Here is a 23,194-nt window from a genome sequence, read left to right on the forward strand (position 1 = left end):
TAAAATATAAGAAAAATATTGCAATTATTTCAAGGTGCTGACGCTAAATGTTCTATATGTGAGAAAAATGACCTTTAAACCCTTATAATTTGTTCTAAATTATAATAAGTTTAGACGCTGCATCAGTTCTTTTTTGTTCGCTCTGCTTACAGGAATAACGTCTTGTTTTATCAATACACTATTGTCTTCTATATCAACAATTTTTGTTGTATTGATAATGTAGGAACGATGTACTTTTAAGAAAAGAGAGTTTGGTAATTTTTCTTCTATCTTTTTTAGTGTAGAATGTACAATGTAGTTTTTGTCTTCGGCTTTAATTTTTATGTAATCACCTTTTGCTTCAATCACACAGATATCAGGAATGTTTATTTTTACCAAACGACGATCGATATTTACATACAAATCGTTTCCTATGCTTGCAGTATCGTCAGAAGAAGTTAATACAGGCTCTTCAGTCTTTGCAGGAGCTGTTCTATCTTTCATGCGTTCCACAGCTTTTGCAAAACGTTCTGGCGTAATTGGTTTTACTAAATAGTCAACAACACAGTCGTACTCAAAAGCATCCAATGCAAAATTTTTATCGGAAGTGGTCAAGATGATTTGTGGTGGATTTTTCAAGGTTTGAATAAAATCAAATCCTGAAAATGTAGGCATATGAATGTCTAGAAAAATAAGATCAACTGTTTCTGAGTTTAAGTATTTGATCGCGTCAATGGCATTATCAAATTCTTCCTCAATAACCAATTCTTCTATTTTTTTACAGAGCTGTCTGGTAATTGCTCTTGCTGCAGCTTCATCGTCAACAATTATACACTTCATAAGTAGGTAGGCTTAAATTTTGGTTAAAAAATCTTCCATGTTTTGCAGAATTCTCATAAACGTATCGTATCCACTTGAATCATCATTTTTTAGCGCTTCTTCAAAAGAAACGGCAAACTCATAGCTTTTTTCAAGTCCCAAAATACTAATTTTATGTTTAATTTTATGTACGAGCTCCGCAGAATTTTTATAGTTTTTATTCTGGATGCTTTGCACGAAAGCTTCTTTTTCTACAGGAAGTTCTCTTTTTAGGATGGCTATCATGCTGGTTTCAAACTCTTCGTCTCCGTCAGACAGCATTTGTATGTAGGATAAATTTGGTGTATCTAGCTGCATATTATTTTTTTATTGTAAAAAAGAATGTAGTTCCCTTTTGTGCTTCAGATTCAAGATAAATTTCGCCATTGTAGAGTTCTATAATTTTTTTCACGATAGATAAACCAATTCCTGTTGATTTGCCTTTTTTATCAAGTGTCTGAAATATTTTAAATATTTTGTCGTGATAGCTTTTGGCAATTCCAACTCCATTGTCTGCAACCGCAAATTTCCAATAGTCTTTTTGTTCTTCAAAACGCACTTCAATTTTCCCGTTTTCTTTATCAATATAATTAATTGCATTACTGATTAGATTTTGAAATAATTGTTTGATGCGTGTTTTGTCGGCATTAATCGTTGGTAAGTTTGTTGGATATACGAACGCAATATGATCAGGAATGTACAAAATGGTTTCAATTTCTTGCAAAACTTCTTCAATAGCAACATTTTGTCTGGGCAAGCTGTTGTTGTTTGCAATACTTGAATAGCGCAAAATTCCATCAATAAGCGCATCCATTTGCTCTAGTTTGTTATTGAGTTTGTCAAAAGTTTCGGTCGCTTCCGCATCTAAAACTTCTTCATAATCTTCTTGAAACCAAGATATTAATGCATTTATACTTCGCAAAGGAGATTTTAAATCGTGCGAAACAATGTGTGCAAAATCTTGCAGTTCTTTGTTACTACGTTTTAAGTTTTCTAATAGTTCTTTGTTTTGATTTTCTGCGGCAATTGTGCGTTCTAAGTTTGCGGCATTTGTCAACTGAATTGACACTAAATCGGCAACATTTTTGAGTAAGCGTAAGTGTTGTTTTGTGAAAAAGTTTTTTACTGAGTTTTCAGAATCTATGATTCCTATAACTTCTCCGTTTACGATGATTGGTACGGTAATTTCGGAATGTCTTCGCTTGTCGTCAACAACATATCTTTCATCATTACAGGCGTCATGTATTAACTCAGCTTTTCCTGTTTGTGCAACATGCCCAACGATTCCTTTGCCAAACGGAATGAATATTTTGTTAACAATTTCCTTTTGTTCATTTACTTTTGCACCGTAACCTGCAATTTGTTCTAAGACTTGGTTTTCTTTGTCTACCAAGTATACTACACAGTCTTCAAATTCTAAGTCGCGCGCAATTACGTTTGCAATTTCCCAAGCAATGTCGTGAAAATTTAGTTTTCCTATAAATGATCGAGTGAGATTGTTGAGTGTATTCAACATTAAACGTCTTTTGTGTTTTTCGGTAATGTCTTGCACAAAAGCCAGTTGGTATTTTATGTTACCTGATGTATTTCTTATCGCAGTCACGTTTGTTTTGGATAGAAAAAAAGTACCATCTTTTCGTTTGTAAGTTTCTCTAAGATCGTACCGATCAATTTCGCCAGCAACCATTTGATCATAATACATATTCGATTCTTCACGTGCTTCAGGAAATGATAGCTTCGCTAGTGGTACTTCAAATAATTCTTCTTCCGAATATTGTGTGAATTCTTGAAATGCTTTATTGGTTTTAATGATTTTTCGATCTTGTGCCAACACAATTCCTGCTAAAGAGTTGTTAACTATAGCGGCTAATTGCTCTTGTTGTTCGTCAAAAATTTTCGTGCTTTCTTTGGCTTGTGTGATATCGCGTACAATACCTTGTGCAGCAATGATACGTCCTTCTTCATTGTAGATAAGACTCGAATTGATTTGAACCCATTTTACTTGCTTTTCCTTAGTATATACGCGAGCTTCATAGTTTTCAAAAGATCCATCTTCAATTAGTTTTGCAAAGGAATTCATGGCATATTCGAAGTCATCTTTGTAAATGATATTTAAGACATTGAGCTCTTCTTTTTTGATATCGTATCCAAAAAGTTTGACAGCCGCATCGTTCATTTTGATAACGTTTCCCATGATATCCATGAGAATAAAAGAGTCGAGAATGTTTTGAAAAACGCCATCAAATTCGATGGTTTTTTTCTTCAAGGCTTCTTGCACTTCTAAAAGCTCGCTTGTACGATGTAGCAAAAGAGATTCTGCTTTTTCGCGTGCTTTTTTTTCGTTTTCGAGCGCTAATTTTAGGGTTTGGATAGGGTCTTTCATTAAACGCAAATCTGAATGGATTCGTATTTCGAGATGAATATACTAAATTCCGTATACTTTTCAGATGTTTAGCCTAATTAACCGATGATCTACACACTTTTTTGAAATGTATTGTTGTAAAGAAATGGGAAGATGGATGTTTTTTATTTAGAGACTGATAACTTCATTTACCATCCAATAATCGATAACACGTTGAATTTTAACAATGTAATCTTCGTAGCGTAATGGTTTTATGATGTAGCCTGCGATTCCAAGTTTGTAACTTTCCAGCATGTCTTTGTGATTGTTAGAAGTGGTTACAATAATTGCAGGAATGTAACGCAAATGCTCATCCGCCTTGAGTTCTTTTAAGAATTCAAGTCCGTTCATTTTTGGCATATTCAAATCGAGCAAAATGACGTTTGGAAGCTCTTCCTTTCTTTTTAAAACGGCTAAAGCTTCTTCTCCATTTTTGGCTTCAAGTATCCGATGTTTAAAGCCCAATTTTTTTAAGGATCTTTTAAACTTCATTACTTCAATCTCGTCATCTTCGATGAATAAAAACGAAAGATTTTCTACCATTGGCGTTATTGTTATATCTCCAATCACAACGTAAATTTCTTATTTATATGTTAGAAAGAAAGTATCTTTCGATTAAATTGATTCTAAACAAGTCGAATGGTACTTTATGATAGATAAATGGTTTGTTAAATAAAGTGTTTTTCGTCGATTACGTACTGTTTTTACTGATGTTCTCATAATGCCTTTCTAAATCTGTAGGATTATGAACACGTTTTAAACTTGGTGGATATTTTTCCAAAAGTCGTTTTGGACGCAATGGTCGTTTGGTAAAATTTCCGCCACAATTTGGGCATGTATTTTTTAAAATAGTCGTCACACATTTTTCACAATATGTACATTCAAATGTACAAATTAATGCATCAACAGCATCTGGTGGCAAATCTTTGTTACAGTGTTCGCAATTTGGCCTCAGTTCTAACATGTATTTTTTAGAATTTTAATGGTTTTTCAATTCGGCTTGTTGCTTTTTTGTCATGCCACTTACCACTAATTCATATGAATGATCTATGAGTTGCTGTACAAATTCAGTTGACAGTTCGTGTTGAAACAATTCAATAGTGTTCCAATGTTTTTTACTCATATGAAACCCTGGAATGATACTTTCGTAGGTTTCCCGAAGTTCAATCGATTTTTCAGGATCACATTTTAGGTTTACAGCACCTAAGCCTTGCTCCCATTTTTTTAATGAACTGAGTGCAAACATTTTTCCTAAAACCTTAAATACTAAGGTGTCTTGATCAAAAGGAAATTCTTCTGTAACGGCAGGTTTTGAAATACAGTAATTACGAAGTAATTCAATATTCATTGCATTTAATTTGTGGCAAGATATAAAAAAGCGATGAATACGAAAATTGGCAAACTTTACTAATTATTGATATTTGTCTTAGTGATCGTGTTGCTTTTATTTTTTTCTTGATTTCCAACTTTTTGAATTGGCGCGATATCTAAACTAACAAGAACGTCATTTAGATAGTAAACTACTTTATCAACCAAAGATTTCTTTTGCATTGCTAATTATTTGCAACAAAGATACAACAAGAATTTCTGAGTTTACGTTATGTAAGTATTAATTCAGCATAAACTTCATGCGAAATTAAGGCAATTAACGTGCTTTTAGATACGAGATATCATCTTCTAGAAGTGCTAGTTTTGAATAGTCTAATTCCCAACCGATCGTTTCTACTATTTTCTCAATGATAAGTATGGCATCAAGTGCTTCTCTTTTAGCAGTTTCAATCAATCCGCTATCGGGCACTTTATCAATAATATATTGTTTTGCTTCTTTATTTAAAGCTGTTAAATCTTCAGCACCAAATTTGTTTAGCAAACCATCTTTTTTATCATAATAGGTAAAATCTGTTTCGACTGATAGAATTTGAGGTTCTGGAAAATGAATAATTTGAACTTGCTTTTTTTCTGTATCCGCTTTTAGTTGAAGTTTTTTCAAATCGTACCCAACACTTGCTTTAGCTTTTATGACAATAAGCGCTCTTTTTTTACTTGGTATAAGCTTTAGAAAGTGCGCTGATTTGTTTTCATAATGGTAAATTTCACTAAAGTCACCTTCAACCGTAGTCAACTTACAAACACTTCTTATTTTATCTAATAATAACTGTGATTGTCGTGTTGTTAACTGTTCCCTTTGTTTCTTTCCTAAGTAATTGTAAATGAAATATGAAACAATTCCTCCAAGTAATAGTGCTAAAAATATATCCATATAATGCTCGTAATTACAATAACTATACCTTAATTATTGCACGACAAATTTACATTATTTTTAAGCAATTGTAAGAAACGGTGTTGTTTTATGCTAAAATACTCGAATTTATATTCCTAAAATTCTATTTCGGATTTCTTGTGTTTCTTTTACATCTTCCTGCGTTCTGATAAATAGTTCTATGATTGCGTTTTCAATATCTTCATTTTCGTTGAGTCCATTGAAAACATTTCGTATCATTGAAGAACCGTATGGCTTTCCATTTCTACTCGTAATTTTATTTTCTTTTAGGATTTTTAAGACACCATCTGTATAGTGATATCCCAAGATTTCTTTGAGTTTTCTTCTTTGTTCTTTGTGTATCATTTTAGATTCTTGAATTTATCCATATATTTACTAATTGTTATATTAATGCTGAACTACTATTGATTTTATGACGCTTGTAGTAGCTTACTCAATACAATTGCAAACTATTTTCTATAAAATTAAACATTTTATAGTATAATTTCTAATTATTATGAAAATAATCGACAGAATTCTCCTCTTTATTCAATATAAAAACTTAAGCATGCGTGCGTTTGATATGTCTATAGGCGTAGGAAACGGCTATACAAGTAAGCAATCAAAGTCAGGAGCTTCTGTAGGCAGTGATGTATTGGAGAGAATAATCGATATATATCCAGATTTGAATCCATTATGGTTAATTACAGGAAAAGAGCCTATGATTTTATCTGTAGATACTTCTAAAGAACCACTTCCTGAGTATGGAAAATCTATAGATGAAATTCTGGAGAACAAAATTAAACGAATTGTTAGCGAACAGCTCAAAGACTTTAGCGCTAAGCTGGAAAATTTTCCAACATTGGATCAAATTAGTAAAGAAATTCAGAAAAATTTAAAAGGAAAATAAGCTACTTCCTACTTCAAAAAAATGCTACTTTCAGCTACAGAATAGTGCAACTACAGTATAAAATTAGTCACTTTTCTAAATATCTAAACGAAATATGTATATTTACAAATTGATAAACTTGTGCTGTTTTACTGTCAGTTTATATAACATATAGCATATATTCAATCTTATTTTCTATAAAATTTGATTTTTATATGGCTTAAATTCTCTATCATGAAAATAATTGATCGAATTGTAAAATTTATAAAACATAAAAATCTAAGCATGCGTGCTTTTGATAATTCTATTGGTGTTGGCAACGGTTATACCAGCAAACAAGCCAAAACAAAAGCTTCGGTTGGAAGTGATGTATTGGAAAGAATTATTGAAAAATATCCAGAGTTAAGCCCACTTTGGCTCGTTACGGGACGCGGCAAAATGATTATTGATCCTAAGCAACCAACAACGGACGAATCACCTTTGGAATATGGTAAAAATATCGATGAAATTATCGAAAATAAAATCAAACGGATTGTTAAAGAACAGTTTCGAGAGTTTAGCGATCAACTTGAAAACGTCCCTACTTTGGAACAAATAAGTATCGAAATTCAAAAGAATTTGAAAGGTCAGTAGTTATTTTTTTATCTTATACAAAACTGGCTTACTTGGCGATGCATCATTTTCAAAAGGTGCAATTTGTAAGTTTAGATAGTACGCGCCATCTTTGATACTATTTGCTACGTAAATAAACTCTGTAATGGTAGCTTTCATACGAATTTCGCCATCAGTATTCCAAAAAGCATTGTGCGCCAACAGCGCTCCACCATCTTTTTCCTTATCAATACTCGGAAGATCTATCAACAAATGATTGATTCCTTTTTCTCGAAGATATATAACAGCTTCTTCCGAGAAGTATGGCGGATTTGTATGCGAATATTGCATGCTTTTTTTATCCGTAAAGTTTGGAAGTGTTCTAATGACAATGGCTTCTCGTTTTTTATTTCCGATAGCAAATTGCAATTGTTTTTTTGAAATTACACGATCTTCTCCTTCTCGTTCAGGAACTACCGTAATTACCTCGGCATAAAAGAAAAATCGTTGTAAATGTTGATTTATAGAATGAATTTCCTCTGTTATATGTCCAACACATTCTGTATGCGTTCCGTGTGCATGAGGATTGAAGTGAATGTTATTAAAATTGACATCGCCACCTTGTTTTACATTTCCAATCCAATCATCCGTTTTTACAGGAAAAATCTTTGGTGCTTCAACATACCAAGCATTTACATTGTCTTTGGAAGCATGCAAAGGAATTGAAATGTCTAACGGTTTTGATAAGTCAATTTGATGCTTTACGGTTTTGTGTTGAATGGTACAAATCATGTGCGTAGGCTTTGGTTCGTTTTTTCAAAATTACGCTAAAAAGTTAGATTATACCTTAAAAAAGTCAGAAGCAATGCCGTCGCATAGAAATTTTCCTTTTTGTGTCGTTTTGATGATTCCTGCTTCTTGTTGAATTGTTTTTTCTGTAAGATGTGTTTCCGCACATTGTACTGTGTGCAATTTGTAATGTTCGCCAAATTCTTCTTGAATATACGATAACGAAATTCCCCAAATGGTACGCAAACCCGTCATTATGTATTCGTTGTATTGATCATCTAGCGAAAGTGTTTCAATCGTTGAAGGTAATATTCCTTCTTGAATTTTCTTGATATATAGTGCGTTGTTTGCCACATTCCAGCTTCTGGTTGTTTTGCTAAACGAATGTGCGCTGGGTCCAATTCCGATGTATTTGGCACCTTTCCAGTAAGAAGTGTTGTGCTTTGATAAATATTCAGGTTTCCCAAAGTTTGAAATTTCATAGTGTATGAATCCTTTTTTTGCCGTTTCTTCCAACAAAACATTAAAATGTGCCAGAGATTCTTCTTCAGAAACATTTGGATAGGTTCCTTGTCGGATAAATTTTTCCAACGCCGTTTTCGGTTCTACTGTGAGTGCATAACTTGAAATATGTCGAATGCCAAAATTGAAAGCAATTTGAAGATTTTCTTTCCATTGTTGCATGCTCATTGTGGGAATTCCGTAAATGAGGTCAATTGTAATGTTATCAAAATACTGTGTCGCAATTTCCAAACAGTGTTTGGCTTCTTCGGCTTTGTGCGCCCGATTCATAAGTTGCAAATCATCTTCAAAAAAAGATTGAATTCCGATACTTAATCGATTGATTGGAGAAGCTGCTAGTTCTTTTATTTTTGCTTCCGATAAATCGTCAGGATTGGCTTCAAGCGTAATTTCAGGAGTTTCTATTACGGTATATTGTTCTTGAACAACTTCTAAAATTTTGTTCAATTCAGCTAATGATAACAAACTTGGCGTTCCACCTCCGAAATATATGGTTTCAATTAAAACATCTTTCAATTCATCTTTACGAAGTTGCAATTCTTTGTGAATGGCTTCCAACATCACATCTTTTTTAGCTAACGAAGTTGAAAAGTGAAAATCACAGTAGTGACATGCCTGTTTGCAAAATGGTATGTGTATGTAAATTCCAGCCATATGATTATAAAAAAGAAATGATTCGTGCTGACTTTCCTAAACCGAAAAGTTTGTGTAAAAATACGGCGAAGTCTTTAGTTACAAAGAAAATATGTTAATATCTAGAACAGCGTACGGCAATACGGATCATGACAAGTATAAATATAATGATGCTGAGAGCCGTTCGCCACGGAGAAACTGAGTTTCCGCTTTCATCTACATAGTCACCTGCAACCATTGCAGCTTCACGTTCTTTGATTCTTTTTTCTTCTTTATCATCTTTAACAAAATCAGGACAGGTATTTGTAAATGTAGGCTTTTCATTGGTTAATCCACAAACAATACCTTGAGAGGAAGAAAAGGATTTGTTGACACATTTTTTACAGAATTCTAATTGGTAACTCATACAGTTTTAATTTGGTTATGTAGCTAAAATATCAAAATCATTCAATATTTGTTAAAATTTCGATTTACTTTTTTACTCTTTTTTCATTTTGCTTTACAAAACTTGCCCAGCCTGAATAATTTTTTCCAATTTCTACTTTACCTTGATTGTAAAAGTGACAAACTGCAGCTGCCAAGCCATCTGTAGAATCTAAGTTTTTTGGCAATGTTTTTAAACCCAATAAGCTTTGTAACATTTTGGCAACTTGCTCTTTGCTTGCATTTCCATTTCCTGTGATTGCCATTTTTATTTTTTTGGGAGAATATTCTGTGATAGGAACTTCTCGCGATAAACCAGCCGCCATGGCAACACCTTGAGCGCGTCCAAGTTTTAGCATTGATTGTACGTTTTTACCAAAAAAAGGCGCTTCAATAGCAATCTCGTCAGGATGATAGGTGTCAATCAGTTCAATGGTTCGTTCAAATATTAATTTTAACTTCAAATAATGATCTGAATATTTTTGTAATTGAAGTTCATTGAGTTGTAAAAACTGCATCTTCTTCCCTACAATTTTTATCAAACCAAAACCCATAATTGTCGTTCCTGGATCAATTCCTAATATGATTTTTTCTGTCTTCAATTATTTTTTTTAGAATGTTTTTGGTAAAAATTTGATATTTTTCTTACAATTTTGTTAGTTTTACCTTGCTTTTAGTCTTGCGTAGTAAAAGTAATGGATTATATAAATTTATGTAACGAAATGCTTTTCTTTGCAGCATGCGCTTTACGGAATCTCACAAATCTAAGCAATTCTTTGCTTTGGTCATAAAACTTGCCATAGTTATTGGAGCGACTTATTTTATATATGATAAGTTGGTTCATAACGAGCAATTGGATTTTGATATGTTTAGAGCGCAACTGAAAGCATCAAACTTTATGAATATATCTATTATTTTGATACTTTTAGTAGCTACTTTTTGCAATTGGTTTTTAGAAATTTTAAAATGGAAAACGCTTGTTTCTCATCTTAAGAAAATTTCTATTTGGGAAAGTACCGCACATTCTTTAGGTGGACTTACTGCATCTTTGTTTACACCTAATAGAGTTGGAGAATATGGCGCAAAAGCATTGTATTTTAAAAAAGCAGAACGGAAGCGAATTGTAGGTTTAAATTTTCTCGGAAACGGAGCACAATTAATCACAACAGTCGTATTTGGTATATTCGGATTTTCCTTTTTTGTGTATCAATTTCATATAGAATTGCCTTGGTATAAAATTACCCGAATGCTCACAATTGTGGGACTTTTTGCGTTTATTTTTTTCTTAGGAACCAAGCAAAAACGATTTCAACTCAAAGGCTATTCATGGGAAAGTTTGAAAAATTTTATTCGAAATATTTCACGAGATATTCACATTAAAAATCTTAGTTTTTCAGTGGCTAGGTATTTAATTTTTTCGCATCAATTTTACTTTTTAATATTACTTTTTAGTGTTGACATTTCATATGTAAACGCCATGAGCACTATTACAGCCATGTATTTTATTACGTCTATTATTCCGATGCTTTTTATTTTTGATGTGGTTGTAAAAGGAAGTGTTGCTGTTTGGCTTTTTAGTTACTTACAGGTTTCTGAGTTGCATATTTTAAGCGTTGTAGCACTGATGTGGATTTTAAATTTTGTACTTCCTAGTGGTATCGGAAGTTACTTTGTACTGAAGTTTCAACCTTCTTTTGCAGAAGATAAAACTGTCTCATTATGATAGATATTCTTCTGTGTTGCAGTATTGCAATCTACATTGTCATGATTGGCTGTTTTATTGTTGGCTTTTGGAAACAACCTACAATAAAACAACAAGAACATATAAATCCTGTTGTTGATTTTTCAGTAATTATTCCTTTTCGAAATGAAGCTTCAAATTTGCCTGCTTTGCTTGAATCGATTACACAGATACAGTATCCGACGACGAAAGTTTCTTATTGGTTTATTGATGATGATTCGGAAGATGATTCAAGTGAAATTATTGAACGTTTTCAACAAGAACATCCAGAAATTAATATCTCAGTTTTAAAAAATAAACGTGTCTCTAGTTCGCCTAAAAAAGATGCCATTCGAACAGCAATTCGACAAATTAAAAGCAATTGGATCATTACGACAGATGCCGATTGTATACTTCCGACGAATTGGTTGCAACTTTTTAATCAGGAAATTTTCTTGAAACGCCCAAGAATGATTGCTGCGCCAGTTTCGTATAAAAACACAGCTTCATTTTTCTCGTATTTTCAGTTACTCGATTTTTTGAGTTTGCAAGGAACAACAATCGGAAGTTTCGGTCTAAAAGCTCCTTTCATGTGTAACGGCGCCAATTTAGCCTATCAAAAAGAAGCTTTTTTAGAAGTGCAAGGATTTGCAGGAAACGATACAATTGCCAGCGGAGACGATGTTTTTTTACTTGAAAAATTCATTAAAAAATGGCCCAATAGAATACACTATTTAAAATCGAGAGCTGTTGTTATTTATACGTTTCCAGTCGCTACGTTTTCTGAATTAATTTCACAGCGCATGCGTTGGGCTTCTAAAAGTGCAAAGTACAGTTTAGCTAGAGGAAAATTGGTTGGTGCTGTTGTTATGTTGATGAATATACTTATTTGTTTGCTTCCGTTGTTACTACTTTTTACTAGTGTTTCTTGGCAATTGATTGTTTTGATTCTAGTCCTAAAATTTTTAGTTGATAGTCTATTATTGGCACAAACATTTCGATTTACTGGACAGAAAATTCGATTCCTATATTTTATAATAAGTGCTTTTTTATATCCGTTTTTTACAGTTTTTGTGTTCTTGAGTTCTCTATTTACGTCATATACTTGGAAGAATAGAGCGTTTAAAATGTAATATTGGTTATATTTTAAAACATTCTTTACACTTCATGATACAACCGTGAATCGAATGCAAATTTCTGAACTTTTACGACTTTAATTTTAGGGAAATCTACATGTCTTGGATTTAAAATATAATTAAATTCATCTCTAACAATTGCAGATGGAACTTTAAGAACAGCTTGTTTATTATATTCAACAAACTTTGTAAAAATTTCTTGTGTTTTACTATTGTATGGGAAAGTATTCCAGTTTTTGGGCAATTTTTTTAGTTCAAAAACAGAAACATCGTCTGGAATTTCGATGTGAACTAAAATTCGATCACTAGGTAAATCTTCCGTAATGTCTAAATGCATTACAACTTCTAAATACGAAAGCGAAATATGTTGTGAAGTGTATATGGCACGCGTTCCAATTTCATTCCATCGACCGCCGATTTTTTCAGCGCCAATTCCTGAAAGCAACTCGTTTTTACGTTTTGCTCGGTCTATTCTGTATACAATCATTAGGCAAAAATTCCGTAATCAATACGTCTAATTTCATCAATAACTAATTTGACGCCGTAACTTGTATCAAGGAGTGAAAATGGTGTTTGACTTCCTAAAACTTTGCTTTTTTTATTTAGCCATCGTGTGAATTTTTTTTCATCGCCGAAAACTTCAAAACCTTTTGAGTATACTTCTGCAATTTCAAATAAGCGCTCACTAACTTCTTTGTCGTAACTGTTTTTTTTAGATAATGTAGAATAGGATGCAGGAACTATTTCTGATATTTTTGTGAGTGGCAAAGCAACACGCAAACTAAATTTTTTTAGCTGTGAACGTGTGACTCCTGTTCGTGTGGCATGAATGATTTTTAGTTTGTTTTGGGGAGAATCATTCCTGTTATCAATGTAACTTGTTAATGTAAGCGCTTCCATATTTTAGTTATTTTACCTATAAGTATGCGTAAATTTACGAATATTTTTTCGGAGTGCTATCATTTCCTTGAATTTTTTAGTATTTTTAACAAAAAACAACACATGAGTTTATTTGGATTATCGACTTCTAATCCTGCTTTTACAGGTTATTTCTGGAATAGTGATGGCAATAAAAAGGTACGCAAAAAAATGACACTTTCGGGTGTTGTGTTAAAATCAATTTTTTGTTTGCTGCTCGTGTGTGCTACTGCAAGTATCACATGGAAACTACATTTTGATGGTGTTGCTATAAAATGGTATACAACTGCTGGAATTATCGTAGCCATTGTATGCAGCATTTTAATTTCTGTACGTCGTGAATGGGTTGCTTGGCTCACAATTATTTACGCATTAGCCAAAGGATTGTTTGTCGGCGGATTTAGTGCTTACATGCATGCTAGTTATCCAAATTTACCTATACAAGCTGTCATAATTACCTTGGTTACGTTTATCATAATGCTGTTACTTTTTATCACAAAAATCATCATTGTGACAAAAAAGTTTAGAAGTGTTGTAATTACAGTAACGACAACTATTTTCATCATTTATATTGTTGCCTTTATTTTAAGCTTTTTTGGTATTCAGGTTACGTTTCTATCGAGTACTTCGTGGTTTGCAATTGCTTTTAATATAGTTGCTGCCATTTTTGCTTCCTTGAGTTTACTGCTCGATTTTGATTACATAGATCGGTATATGGGAAAAGCTAATAAATCATACGAATGGTTTGCCACTTGGGGATTGTTGGTAACGATTATTTGGTTGTATGTAGAAGTGTTGCGCTTGCTGCGAAAATTGGCAATTCGTTTCTAATACCAGTTATGATTTGAAATTACTGTAAAAGAAAATGATGATTTTTTTCTTTATTCGAGTTTCAAAAATCAACCATAGCCGTAGCTACGTTTTCTTTTTTAAAGGAAGAAGAAAGGAAAAAAGAGCGTTTTATTACGGTAATTTCAAGTTGTAAATGGTATAAGAAAAGAACTATTCTTCCACGTGTAAAATAATAGGCAAGATAAACTTTGTTGCGACCTGAATGCCGCGTTTGTTAGCTGGATAAGCTTTTGGCAAACTGTTGATACTTTCGTGAAGTATACTATCTAATGCTGGCAATTGTGCAGAAGTTAACGAGCTTTTCTGAATCTTTTCAATTTGAATTATTCCTAAAGTATCAATGTGTAAAGAAACCTGAATGGTATCGTGAATATTTTTAGAAACCACCAAATTACTGACTGATAAACGCTCGTATATTTGATCGGTTAGTGTTTGAAAAAAGCAATCTTTTTGTGCTTCTTTCTCTAAATGATCGCAACTTTCAAATGATGGAAATTCATCTACAGTATCCAAATTGATACTCTTTTTTTCTTCTGCCACTATGGTTTCTTCTTTTACAATAGTGCTATTGATGTATTCACACGAAGTGCAAACCAAAAGTAATAGACCGTATTTCCAAAGATGTTTCATGACTGTAAATATCATGAAAAATACAACTTTTAGATATTTTGCAATAATTTTCCGTTAGATTATTCTGATTTTAAATGAATTTCCTGTTTCAATTCGCTAATACGAGCTCTTGCCAGCTTTTGCATACGCAATTTTGCTGTTGGGAATTTCTTTAAAAACAGTTCATACATTTTCAGTTTTTCTTTTAAATCGGCATATAAATTATCGGCACATAAAGCAAGTTGAAATTGTGCCGCTTCATAATCTGGATTTTCGCGCAAAGCAATTTTAAAGTAGTTCATGGCTTCAGTATGTTGTTTCCGATCAAAAGCCACCAATCCTAAAATATAATAATCGCCCGAACTGTCTAACATTTTTGCTGCAATAGCTTGTGAAGCGTGATGTTCTGCTTTTTTAATTATACCATCTTGATAGTATAATTTTGCCAATTGCGAATGGTAAAAGTAGTTTCCTGTATCGCGTTTTAAAGCTTCTTCATAATAGGCAATTGCTTTGAGAATTTTTCCAGAACGATATGCCGCAAACGCAGATTTTTCATAAACATATTGTGTTGCTTTGTTCCGATTGATGATTTTTTCAAACCAAACTAAGGCCGTTCTATATTCCTTTAAAGCATAATGTAATTGCGCATTAAATCCTGTAATCTTCAAATCGTCAGGATTGTTTTTTAACCCAATTTTGATAATTTCCTGTACGTTGTCAAAATTTTTACGCTCCAAATGATAAACGATCAACTTGTGAATACTTTTTTGATGCTGCGAATCCAATTGAAAAGCGGTTTCATACGAAGTAACGTAATCTATATGTTGTAGACTTTCTTTTGCCAAACCTATTTGATAATGAAAGTTTGGATTCAGCGTGTCTTTTTGTTTTAATTTTTCAAAGATTGCTAATGATTTTTCAAACTTTCCTGTGGTAAAAACTAATTTTCCATAATCGTACAACACCAATGTATTTAGTGAATCGATTTGCAATGATTTTTCATAGTTTTCAATGGCTTTTTTACTGTTTCCTAACGCTTTGTATGCTTTTGCAATTTGAACCGTTGCATACGCTTTATTGTCTAATTTCTCGTACGCTTTAATTGCCTTGGAGTAGTTTCCAACACGATACAAACTATCTGCGGTAGATACAGATAAAGTCGGAGATTGCGCTCCGACTTTACCACTAATGATACACATAATGTATAAAATTATTATTCTGTTCATGTTGAAAATTAATTTATTTTAAACATGATTGGCAACATGTATTTTACGTTTGTAGGTTTGCCATCTTTTTCTCCTGGTATAACTCTCGGTAACGATGTAAGCACACGTTTTGTTTCTTCTACCAAATCAGGATGTGGCGCTCTTATCGAAACTTCCGATACTTCTCCGTTGGTATCAATGATAAACTTTGCGTATATTCTATTAATTCCTTTAAGATTTAATGTTTCTGCTATCTCCACTTTGAAGTTAGCATTTACGTGACGTTGTACATTTTGACTCATACATTTTTTTAAATCTTCTTGTGTTGCTTCATTTTCACAACCTGGAAACACTGGCACTTTGTCAAGAGACTTCAAGTCAAGTGCTTCTTTTTCCAATTCGCTCATACTCGCAACCTCTTCTCTACTTTTTGTTACAGAAGCCACATATTCTTCGTAAGATTGTCCAGAAAATCTAGGACCTTCACTGCTGCTGAGTAACTTTGAAGCTTCTTTATACAATACTGTTTGTCTGTCAAATTGTTCTTCAGTTAATATATCATTTGGCTTATTTTCTTTGTGAATAGCTCCAATTTTCTCCATAATAATTTGAAGCTGTTCTTTCTTATCAGCATCACTCATAGCTTCTACTTTATCTTCAGTATCAGTAACTGTGGTATCGTCACATGATGTGTATAATAAGGAAACAATGAATACTGGAACTAATACCAAGTATTTTAATTTTAAAATTTGACGGGATTTTTGTTTTGTTAACATAATGATTCGTTTTTTAATTAATGAATGTTTAAAGAATTGATTGGTAAACGAAAAATGCTGGGTTTGAAAGACTTCAGCCAACAATTTTTCATAATAATCGGATGTATTATTTTCTTTTACTACAGAAGCATCGGCAATGTATTCATGCACTTCTGAGATACGTTTTTGATAGATATAGACTAACGGATTGAACCAACACAGAATGCGTAAAAGTTCAAAATATAATAAGTCGAGTGAGTGTTTTTCACGAATGTGAACCAACTCGTGTGAAAGAATATCTTGTAGTTTTTCTTCTTGAATATCGCTTCCGATAAATACAAAATTGAAGATGGAAAATGCTGCGGTACTGTTCGGTATTTTGATGATATTGTAATTTCCTTTACGGACAACAATTCCTTTTAATTTTAATCGGATTAATTGTACAATTTTGTAGATAAATAGTACACTACTCACTCCAATTCCTATGATGAGATACCAATTCCAAGATGGCGCAATAACCTCAACTGCTTTTCCTGGTGTTAGTACAATTTCTGGCAACAAGATGATATATTCTTGCGGAACTGCATTTTGAAAACTCTGAATTTTTATAAATGGCAGTGCAAATGAAATCAGCGAGGAAAAAATTAAATACACTCTGTTCCACTGGAAAAAGGTTTCTTTTTTAAGAAATAGATCATACGCTACTAAAAATAGCAACTGAAACGCAACAACTTGAATGAGATATTGTATCATGATTTCTTTTTATTTTTTTCAACTTCCTTTAATATTTCTTCTAATTCTGAAGTATTGATATCATTTTTCTTCATAAAAAACGACACCATACTTTTAAACGAACCTTCAAAATAACCATTGACTAATTTTGAAATAGACTGATTGCTATATTCCGATTGTGCCAATAATGGAAAATACACATGTCCTTTTCCTACCTTTTCATAACCGACAAATCCTTTGCTTTCTAAAATTCTAACTATAGTAGAAACCGTATTGTACGCAGGTGTTGAACCTTCAAAATTTTCAATGATGGTTTTTACATTTGCTTTTTCTAGTTTCCACAGAATTTGCATGATTTCTTCTTCCGCCTTCGTTAATTGCTTCATTTTCAATTGTATTTTTCAACTAAATTATTAGTTCTATGCAACAAATATAACTAAATATTTAGTTTAAACTAATTTTTTAGTTCAAAAAAATGTAACAATTTTTAGTTGCCTGCGTCTTACTTAAAAAAATAGCAATGGATATTTTCTTTACGATTGTTGGCTTCTGTTTAATGCTTCTCGGTATTGTTGGCAGCTTTCTTCCTGTAATTCCTGGACCGCTGACAAGTTGGTTTGGCTTGCTTTTTTTATACCTTACAGATGCCGTTCCAAACAATTGGACATTTTTAGGCATTACCTTAGTAATCGCAGTTATTGTTTTTGTGTTAGATTATATTATTCCCGCTATTGGAACCAAACGTTTTGGCGGAAGTAAATATGGCATTTATGGAACTACGATTGGTTTGGTTATCGGATTGATATTTCTAGGACCTTTCGGAATTATTATTGGTCCGTTTGTTGGCGCTTTAATTGGCGAACTGGCATTTGCAGATAAAGATACAGACAGCGCTCTAAAAGCTGCTTTTGGATCTTTTTTAGGATTTTTATTTTCTACTTTATTGAAGTTTGTGGTTGCAGTTGTTTACTTCGGATTTTTTATGCGTGATTTTTGGGAATACAAGAGTGTTATTTTTTAACTCGTATTCCCTAAAACTTTTCTTTTTTAGTGAACGTTAGTTCGATGTATGTGATTCAATTCATATTTGTAATTGAGCTTAGAAACTCTTTGCTAAATACCACATTTTCTGTGTTTTATTTTCATTTTCTTTGCTTTCCCAAAGAAAAGAAACAAAAGAAAGGGAACTTTTCCAGAGGTATTTTTAGTTTTTCTTTTTGAAAAAAAACTAAAACCGCATGAATTTCCCTAAATTTTTTCCAAGGATTCAAAAATTTTTAACGGAAAATCCCTGCTATACTGCGGAAAAGACAAATATTAAACGAAATTTTTACGTCGAATTCACGTTAGCTATTTATTTTAGAATCTTCACTTTACAACCCGTTTTCCAAGTTTTAAATTCATCTCCGTAATATAAATACGCTGTACTGGCAGGAGCTTGATAGTTTCCAGCCACATCTGCTTTTAAGTCCAAGCGAATCGTTTTGACTTCGTTAGCTTTGAAAGAACGCCAATAGAAAACCAAATAGTTGTCAAATATTTCGTAATACGCTACTTCATTTTCTTCTATTAGTTTTTTTAGTTGCCACGGTTGTGGAGTTATTCCAGATGGAATCCCAATTACAGCAGTTCCCATACCTAAATTTTCACTTTTTTTATTCGCTATATTGATTGCCATACTTACATTATCGCCAACCGTAAACGCTTTATCAGCAATGATCGTTTCTAGTTTTAATGGCGCTTCAACAGAAGATGCTGGCAACGAACTGTCATAATTAATATTCAAAGCATATGGAAATGCGCTTTTTGGATTCGAATAGGTAACTGTTACATTTTGAAGACCTTCCGTAAGGTATTGATCAATATTTTTGAGTACGATTTTACCGTTTTTTGCGATGTTTAATTCACTATTTAAACGATTTCCATTAATCATTAATTCTATAAAATTACCTTTTACTAATAGTTTCGCTTTTTGTGTTTTTGTGTATTCGATCAATGCTTTTAAAGCGGTAGCTGTTGCTTGTGTTGCGCCAAATCGACTGTTTTTTCGCTTACTAACTAAATATTCAATTCCTTGAGCGATTACTATTTCGTGAGCTGCATTTTCTTTTAATAATGCTAGCAAAGAAAAAGCAACCGTTTCAATATTTTTTGAATCGCCATACGAACGTGTAATCGTATTTTTTACGGGTAATTTTGAGAAGCTATACGTTTCTATATTTTCTTTGATTTTCTGAATCAATTTTTTAGCATTTTCGTTTTTACCTAAATTAAAACTTGCGCATGCCAACAATGCCATTTTATAGGTGTCATTACTTTTTAAAGCATCTTTAAGTGAATGTTGGTATTCTTTTTCGATAGATACATTTATGCCGGCTTCACTTATAGCATATACAATGTACGCGTTTGCCACATCATCTGGCGAACTGGCAAAACTATCATAGCCTTTGTTTGTTCTGTTGAATCCGCCTTTTCCATCTCTTCTACTCATGAGCCATGCGACTGTTCTATCAATCATTTTTTGGTCAACTCCATCAAAGACTTCTTTCATTTCAGTAAATTCTAAAATACCATATGCTGTCAATGTTTCGTGTGGTGGCGTTTTTCCAAACCATTCAAAACCGCCTTTTTTTGTTTCAAAACCAATTAATCGTTGGTAACCTTCCTGAATGAACTCTAATGCTCGTTTTTCAATTGCTGGATTGGTTTTATTTGTTTCTTTGAGATATTGTAACACCATAATATTAGGATACGTCGCCGAAGAAGTTTGCTCAAAACAACCGTATGGTTTTCGGATCATTCCTTCAATACCATCCATCACATCACCAATTATATCGGTATAGATTGTAAAATCTGCTTCCAAACTTCCATCTACAACATGATCTATTGAAAATTCAAAAGATTGTGATTTGGATCCTGAAACGGAAACTTCTGTTGGAAAATAAGGACTTAGTATTGTTGCTTCTCTTTCAATGAAATCTGTTATTTTTTTCGATTTTAACTCAATTCCAATTGTTACTTTTTCAGCTTTTTTTACAGGTTTTACTTTTATGTATTTTACAATACTACTGTTTGCTTTTACACGAATATTTCGATCATACGACTCTAACAGTTCAAGAGCTGCTGGAAGTTTCATATCTAGTGTAGCTTCTATAGCGTTAGTTGTTTCATTTGTAATGGTAACTGGTAAAACCACCACATCATTTAAAACCATGTAATTTGGCGATTTGAAATCAACATTTAATAATTTCTTTGTCGCATACGCTTTCTTCTTTCTTCCTACCAAACCATTATAGCCAATACCTTCTGCAAGTATTTGAAACGAAGTAATTGCATCAGAATTATAAAATTCAAACGACGCTTTTCCGTTTTCATCCGTTTGTACTACAGGATTCCAATAGATCGTTTGCCTAAAATCTTTACGTTCTTGTGGCAACTCTTTACTATCATATTTTGGAATATAAAACTGTTTGGCATAATATAAATGAGTAGGTTGATTATTCTGAAAATTTTTAATCGCATAATTGTTATATTTTGCTTTGTTCAATTTCTTTTTACTCCAATTGTAGAAACTTCCTTTTTTTGTAGTAACTAATATGACGCCATTTGAAGCTGCACTACCATAGAGAGAAGTTGCTGCTGCATTTTTTAACACAGCAATATGCTCTATTTCATTTGCATTTAATTTCGACAACACTTTTTGATCATAAGGAACGCCATCAACAATAAATAAAGGCTGATTGTTGCCTTTTATGGAATTCATTCCTCGTAATATAATCGCTGTATTATTGCCAAAAGCCTTATCTGCATTCAAGACTTTTATCCCAGCAGCATTTCCTTGTAATAATTGTCCTAAAGATTCATTGCTGCGTAATTCTTCTGATTTTACTTCAACTACTGAAGCTCCTATATTGCTTTTACTAACAGTGCCTCCATATGCAACCACCACTACTTCATCCAAACTTGAATCTCCAGTTAAAGAAACCGAGACTTTTGCTTTTTTCTTGATTTTTTGTTGTGTTGGATTCTTGAACTTGGAAGGAGATGTGTTTACATCATTTTTTTCTTGAATATTTTTTGTTTTGGCATTGCTTGCATTCGTAACAATTCGTTCTTCTTCAATGATCGTGAGTTTCCTTCCATCTTCCGCATAGGCAATTAAGGTTAAATTTGTGGCGTCACTAAACTTAAAAGAAAAATGTCCGTTTTTTGCACTTTTAAAGACTAAAACTTTGTTTCCAAATTGATCAAATAGTAATAAGTTGGCTTGAACAGGATTCCCTTTTTTATCAACAATTTTACCCGATTGCATAGTGAATCGCTCAGGTTGGTATTGTGCTCCTTGTATTGAAATTGGCGCCGTTATATAATCTCTCCAACCATGTGTAAGCATTACATAATTTAAGGCTTCATATGATTTTTCTTCTTCTGGATTGAAATAAAAATTTGGCTCGTGTATTTTAGCTTTTAACTCTGATGAAACCAACAAGTATGACAAAATATGATCTTGTTTATCATCCGCATAGGAAAGTAATTTATTATCAACAACAGCTACCGATATATTTGACGGAATAGGATTTTCGTCTTTGTCTTTTGTTGTAATTGTTACGTTTACTTTTTCACGTGTTAGGTAATTTTTTTTATCAAGTTTAATGTCTACTTGAAGCTGTTTATGTGCGTTTAAAAACGCAAGTCTTTCTGCTAATGGTGTATTATTTTCATCAATGATTCTAAACTTTGTAATTCCAATAGGAAATTTGCTTGTCTGTATTGTAATAGCATGTTCATTAGCTGTTATTCTTTTTTTAAATAATACAGTATCAGCATTCAACACTTCTATATACAATTGTTTGTCAAGGTTAGCGTTTACTTGAATTTTTGTTGATACACTATCGGTTTGTAACGTGAAATTTACCCCTTTTTGATAAATTTTTGGAAGTGCAATTTTTTCCGTGGAAGTAAAAGGAGCTTTTATGTTGGCGAAGTATTTTTTCGTTGAAATAGGATTCAAATAAAAAGCGCCCATTCCATCATGAAAACTTTCAAATGAAGTTACGATACTTCCATTCTCGTCAACAATAGTTCCTTGTACATCTACAGGTTTGCCAAATTCATCAATAGCTTTGAAAGCAACTCTGTTTTTTGCATTATATAGTAGTTTTCCACTTTCTGGAAAAAACTGCAAGTCAATAGTATCCAACACCATTGGAACACTTCTAGAAATAGATTCTGTAGTGCCTTTGTGCGGAATTAGAACATTCAACACCACATCTCTTGTAGCGACATCATTTGGAAGTTGAAATGTTAAATTAGCTTTTCCTGCCACATTCGTTTTACTCGTTTTAGCGATGACAATTTCTCCTTTTATGGAAACTTCATATGAGATTTCAGTATTGGTTAGCGGATTATTTTTTAAATCTTTTGCTTCAAAATTAGTAATCACTGAAGATGATTTTCCATATCCTTTTTTCCCAAAATCTAGTGTTAATAGTACATTCGGTTTTACTACTTTTTGAATTGTAATTTTTTTGGTAAAGAAAGCTTCTTCTCCATAATTCTGCATCCAATTGGTGTACATTCGTAAGGTGTAGATTCCGCCTGCCCAATTTTTATCTATTGTAAAATCGCCATAAGCATATCCTTGATTAATTGCTAATTTTATCGTTTTTACGGTACTTCCTCTGGGCGAGATTAATTCTGCATACATCGCATCATTTATCGTAGAAATTGTATGATTTGCACTCACAATATAAGATTTGAACCATATCGTTTCACCAGGAAAATAAAAGGGTCTATCCGTTTGTGTATAGATTTTTTCTAAGTTTTGAGTTGCATCTTGTGCATTTGTCTGCATTGCAAAACTTGTCAACAATACGATACAAATTATTTTTACAATACTATTTTGTACTATTTTCATAG

26 protein-coding genes are annotated in these 23,194 nt (G+C 32.7%); 6 read left to right on the plus strand and 20 right to left on the minus strand.

The features are described 5' to 3' along the window. Positions 1-99: 99 nt before the first annotated feature. From AA089_RS01055 to AA089_RS01090, 9 genes are all read right to left on the minus strand, one after another. A complete protein-coding gene (locus AA089_RS01055; protein WP_046755058.1) occupies positions 100-819 on the minus strand; it encodes a LytR/AlgR family response regulator transcription factor in 720 nt (239 codons plus the stop codon). A gap of 12 nt (positions 820-831) precedes the next feature. Beyond that, a complete protein-coding gene (locus AA089_RS01060) occupies positions 832-1,155 on the minus strand; it encodes an Hpt domain-containing protein (protein WP_046755059.1) in 324 nt (107 codons plus the stop codon). Position 1,156: 1 nt separating this feature from the next. Continuing rightward, the gene (locus tag AA089_RS01065; RefSeq protein WP_046755060.1) at positions 1,157-3,220 is read right to left on the minus strand and encodes a PAS domain-containing sensor histidine kinase; all 2,064 of its coding nucleotides are present in this window, start codon (positions 3,218-3,220) and stop codon (positions 1,157-1,159) included. A gap of 147 nt (positions 3,221-3,367) precedes the next feature. Further along, the gene (locus AA089_RS01070) at positions 3,368-3,781 is read right to left on the minus strand and encodes a response regulator (protein WP_046755196.1); all 414 of its coding nucleotides are present in this window, start codon (positions 3,779-3,781) and stop codon (positions 3,368-3,370) included. 148 nt (positions 3,782-3,929) lie between these two features. Then, on the minus strand, positions 3,930-4,202 hold the full coding sequence (locus AA089_RS01075) for a DUF1272 domain-containing protein (protein ID WP_046755061.1): 273 nt from the start codon (positions 4,200-4,202) through the stop codon (positions 3,930-3,932). Positions 4,203-4,217: 15 nt separating this feature from the next. After that, entirely contained in the window at positions 4,218-4,586 is a 369-nt protein-coding gene (locus tag AA089_RS01080) for an MmcQ/YjbR family DNA-binding protein (protein ID WP_046755062.1), read from the minus strand. A gap of 59 nt (positions 4,587-4,645) precedes the next feature. Continuing rightward, positions 4,646-4,789: a hypothetical protein gene (locus AA089_RS24455; protein ID WP_156168853.1), complete on the minus strand. Its 144-nt coding sequence runs from the start codon at positions 4,787-4,789 to the stop codon at positions 4,646-4,648. 94 nt (positions 4,790-4,883) lie between these two features. Next, positions 4,884-5,498, minus strand: a complete 615-nt coding sequence (locus AA089_RS01085; RefSeq protein WP_046755063.1) for a DUF4230 domain-containing protein — start codon at positions 5,496-5,498, stop codon at positions 4,884-4,886. A gap of 108 nt (positions 5,499-5,606) precedes the next feature. After that, the gene (locus AA089_RS01090) at positions 5,607-5,864 is read right to left on the minus strand and encodes a hypothetical protein (RefSeq protein ID WP_046755064.1); all 258 of its coding nucleotides are present in this window, start codon (positions 5,862-5,864) and stop codon (positions 5,607-5,609) included. 151 nt (positions 5,865-6,015) lie between these two features. Between AA089_RS01090 and AA089_RS01095 the strand changes: the two genes are divergently transcribed. Then, on the plus strand, positions 6,016-6,408 hold the full coding sequence (locus tag AA089_RS01095) for a hypothetical protein (protein ID WP_241479956.1): 393 nt from the start codon (positions 6,016-6,018) through the stop codon (positions 6,406-6,408). A 213-nt stretch (positions 6,409-6,621) separates the two neighbouring features. Then, positions 6,622-7,020: a hypothetical protein gene (locus AA089_RS01100; protein ID WP_241479957.1), complete on the plus strand. Its 399-nt coding sequence runs from the start codon at positions 6,622-6,624 to the stop codon at positions 7,018-7,020. Here the strand turns inward: AA089_RS01100 and AA089_RS01105 are convergent, their stop codons facing one another. The 4 genes from AA089_RS01105 to ruvC all read right to left on the minus strand — a co-directional run bounded on the left by AA089_RS01105 (position 7,021) and on the right by ruvC (position 9,947). After that, on the minus strand, positions 7,021-7,770 hold the full coding sequence (locus AA089_RS01105; protein ID WP_046755065.1) for a cyclase family protein: 750 nt from the start codon (positions 7,768-7,770) through the stop codon (positions 7,021-7,023). Between the two features lie 48 nt (positions 7,771-7,818). Beyond that, a complete protein-coding gene (hemW, locus tag AA089_RS01110) occupies positions 7,819-8,943 on the minus strand; it encodes a radical SAM family heme chaperone HemW (RefSeq protein WP_046755066.1) in 1,125 nt (374 codons plus the stop codon). A 94-nt stretch (positions 8,944-9,037) separates the two neighbouring features. Beyond that, positions 9,038-9,328, minus strand: a complete 291-nt coding sequence (locus AA089_RS01115; protein ID WP_046755067.1) for a hypothetical protein — start codon at positions 9,326-9,328, stop codon at positions 9,038-9,040. A gap of 64 nt (positions 9,329-9,392) precedes the next feature. Then, positions 9,393-9,947 carry a crossover junction endodeoxyribonuclease RuvC gene (gene ruvC, locus AA089_RS01120; protein ID WP_082113162.1) on the minus strand — a complete coding sequence of 185 codons (555 nt, stop codon included), beginning with the start codon at positions 9,945-9,947 and terminating at the stop codon, positions 9,393-9,395. Positions 9,948-10,084: 137 nt separating this feature from the next. On the opposite strand from ruvC, the gene AA089_RS01125 reads away from it, so the two are divergent. Both AA089_RS01125 and AA089_RS01130 read left to right on the plus strand, forming a co-directional pair. Further along, complete coding sequence (locus tag AA089_RS01125) at positions 10,085-11,068, plus strand: lysylphosphatidylglycerol synthase domain-containing protein (protein WP_046755068.1); 984 nt, start codon at positions 10,085-10,087, stop codon at positions 11,066-11,068. Then, the gene (locus AA089_RS01130) at positions 11,065-12,198 is read left to right on the plus strand and encodes a glycosyltransferase family 2 protein (RefSeq protein WP_046755069.1); all 1,134 of its coding nucleotides are present in this window, start codon (positions 11,065-11,067) and stop codon (positions 12,196-12,198) included. Before AA089_RS01125 ends, AA089_RS01130 begins: the two co-directional genes overlap by 4 nt. A 25-nt stretch (positions 12,199-12,223) precedes the next feature. Here the strand turns inward: AA089_RS01130 and AA089_RS01135 are convergent, their stop codons facing one another. Both AA089_RS01135 and parS read right to left on the minus strand, forming a co-directional pair. Next, positions 12,224-12,688 carry an RES family NAD+ phosphorylase gene (locus AA089_RS01135; protein WP_046755070.1) on the minus strand — a complete coding sequence of 155 codons (465 nt, stop codon included), beginning with the start codon at positions 12,686-12,688 and terminating at the stop codon, positions 12,224-12,226. Then, on the minus strand, positions 12,688-13,101 hold the full coding sequence (parS, locus tag AA089_RS23410; RefSeq protein ID WP_053002152.1) for a type II RES/Xre toxin-antitoxin system antitoxin: 414 nt from the start codon (positions 13,099-13,101) through the stop codon (positions 12,688-12,690). Before parS ends, AA089_RS01135 begins: the two co-directional genes overlap by 1 nt. Before the next feature lie 102 nt (positions 13,102-13,203). Here parS and AA089_RS01145 point away from each other — a divergent pair, with 102 nt between their 5' ends. Further along, positions 13,204-13,950: a Bax inhibitor-1/YccA family protein gene (locus tag AA089_RS01145; protein ID WP_046755071.1), complete on the plus strand. Its 747-nt coding sequence runs from the start codon at positions 13,204-13,206 to the stop codon at positions 13,948-13,950. A 171-nt stretch (positions 13,951-14,121) separates the two neighbouring features. On the opposite strand, the gene AA089_RS01150 is transcribed toward AA089_RS01145, so the two are convergent. The 4 genes from AA089_RS01150 to AA089_RS01165 are packed head-to-tail and all read right to left on the minus strand — an operon-like array spanning position 14,122 to position 17,661. Beyond that, entirely contained in the window at positions 14,122-14,601 is a 480-nt protein-coding gene (locus tag AA089_RS01150) for a hypothetical protein (RefSeq protein ID WP_046755201.1), read from the minus strand. A gap of 59 nt (positions 14,602-14,660) precedes the next feature. Next, positions 14,661-15,809, minus strand: coding sequence for a tetratricopeptide repeat protein (locus AA089_RS01155; RefSeq protein ID WP_082113163.1), 1,149 nt, complete (start codon positions 15,807-15,809; stop codon positions 14,661-14,663). 8 nt (positions 15,810-15,817) lie between these two features. Then, entirely contained in the window at positions 15,818-17,296 is a 1,479-nt protein-coding gene (locus AA089_RS01160) for a M56 family metallopeptidase (RefSeq protein WP_046755073.1), read from the minus strand. Further along, a complete protein-coding gene (locus tag AA089_RS01165) occupies positions 17,293-17,661 on the minus strand; it encodes a BlaI/MecI/CopY family transcriptional regulator (RefSeq protein WP_046755074.1) in 369 nt (122 codons plus the stop codon). The genes AA089_RS01160 and AA089_RS01165 overlap by 4 nt, the downstream gene beginning before the upstream one ends. 134 nt (positions 17,662-17,795) lie before the next feature. Between AA089_RS01165 and AA089_RS01170 the strand changes: the two genes are divergently transcribed. Beyond that, positions 17,796-18,296, plus strand: coding sequence for a DUF456 domain-containing protein (locus AA089_RS01170; protein WP_046755075.1), 501 nt, complete (start codon positions 17,796-17,798; stop codon positions 18,294-18,296). Between the two features lie 333 nt (positions 18,297-18,629). Here the strand turns inward: AA089_RS01170 and AA089_RS01175 are convergent, their stop codons facing one another. Next, positions 18,630-23,192 carry a TonB-dependent receptor plug domain-containing protein gene (locus AA089_RS01175; protein ID WP_046755076.1) on the minus strand — a complete coding sequence of 1,521 codons (4,563 nt, stop codon included), beginning with the start codon at positions 23,190-23,192 and terminating at the stop codon, positions 18,630-18,632. Positions 23,193-23,194 lie beyond the last annotated feature (2 nt).

Source organism: Kordia jejudonensis, from assembly GCF_001005315.1.
Taxonomy (GTDB): Bacteria; Bacteroidota; Bacteroidia; order Flavobacteriales; family Flavobacteriaceae; genus Kordia; species Kordia jejudonensis.